The following is a 1,646-nucleotide window of genomic DNA, read 5'->3' as shown; positions in this document are numbered from 1 at the left end:
TTCAAGTGAGAATGCCGGTATGAGTAACGAAAAGACAAGTGAGAATCTTGTCCGCCGAAAGCCTAAGGGTTCCTGAGGAAGGCTCGTCCTCTCAGGGTAAGTCGGGACCTAACGCGAGGCCGAAAGGCGTAGTGGATGGACAACAGGTTGAAATTCCTGTACCACCGTAAACCGTTATGAGCAATGGGGTGACACAGAAGGGCAGTGACGCGGACTGATGGAATAGTCCGTCTAAGCAGTGAGGCTGATYSRTAGGCAAATCCGYSRATCATKAAGGCTGGGCTGTGATGGGGAGCGAAAATTATAGTAGCGAAGGTCATGTACTCCGGCTGTCAAGAAAAGCCTCTAGCCAGGTGAAGGTGCCCGTACCGCAAACCGACACAGGTAGGCGAGCAGAGCATGCTAAGGCGCGCGGAAGAACTCTCGTTAAGGAACTCGGCAAAATGACCCCGTAACTTCGGGAGAAGGGGTGCCCCGGTAGTGTGAATAGCACGAGGGGGCCGCAGTGAAAAGGCCCAAGCGACTGTTTAGCAAAAACACAGGTCTGTGCGAAGCCGTAAGGCGAAGTATACGGGCTGACGCCTGCCCGGTGCTGGAAGGTTAAGGGGAGCGGTTAGGGGAAACCCGAAGCTGTGAACTGAAGCCCCAGTAAACGGCGGCCGTAACTATAACGGTCCTAAGGTAGCGAAATTCCTTGTCAGGTAAATTCTGACCCGCACGAATGGCGTAACGACTTGGGCGCTGTCTCAACGAGAGATCCGGTGAAATTTTAATACCTGTGAAGATGCAGGTTACCCGCGACAAGACGGAAAGACCCCATGGAGCTTTACTGTAACTTGATATTGAACTTTGGTACGATCTGTACAGGATAGGTGGGAGCCTAAGAAGCATGAGCGCCAGCTTGTGTGGAGGCAACGTTGGGATACCACCCTGATCGTATCGGAGTTCTAACCTRGAACCRTGAAACYGGTTCGGGGACCGTGTCAGGTGGACAGTTTGACTGGGGCGGTCGCCTCCTAAAATGTAACGGAGGCGCCCAAAGGTTCCCTCAGAATGGTTGGAAATCATTCGAAGAGTGCAAAGGCATAAGGGAGCTTGACTGCGAGACCTACAAGTCGAGCAGGGACGAAAGTCGGGCTTAGTGATCCGGTGGTACCGAATGGAAGGGCCATCGCTCAACGGATAAAAGCTACCCTGGGGATAACAGGCTTATCTCCCCCAAGAGTCCACATCGACGGGGAGGTTTGGCACCTCGATGTCGGCTCATCGCATCCTGGGGCTGAAGTAGGTCCCAAGGGTTGGGCTGTTCGCCCATTAAAGCGGTACGCGAGCTGGGTTCAGAACGTCGTGAGACAGTTCGGTCCCTATCTGTCGCGGGCGCAGGAAATTTGAGAGGAGCTGTCCTTAGTACGAGAGGACCGGGATGGACGTACCGCTGGTGTACCAGTTGTTCCGCCAGGAGCACCGCTGGGTAGCCAAGTACGGACGGGATAAGCGCTGAAAGCATCTAAGCGTGAAGCCCCCCTCAAGATGAGATTTCCCAGTATGTAAGACCCCTTGAAGACGACGAGGTTGATAGGTTCGGGGTGGAAGCGCAGCAATGCGTGGAGCTGACGAATACTAATCGGTCGAGGGCTTATCCTAAA

1 rRNA gene is annotated in these 1,646 nt (G+C 54.0%); it reads left to right on the top strand.

From position 1 onward, the window contains the following. A 23S ribosomal RNA gene (locus AC1DWN_RS33510) occupies positions 1-1,644 on the top strand; the annotation flags it as partial. Positions 1,645-1,646 lie beyond the last annotated feature (2 nt).

The sequence above is a fragment of the Paenibacillus sp. P4_A7 genome (genome assembly GCF_056402455.1).
This window is presented reverse-complemented; position numbering and strand designations above follow the sequence as displayed.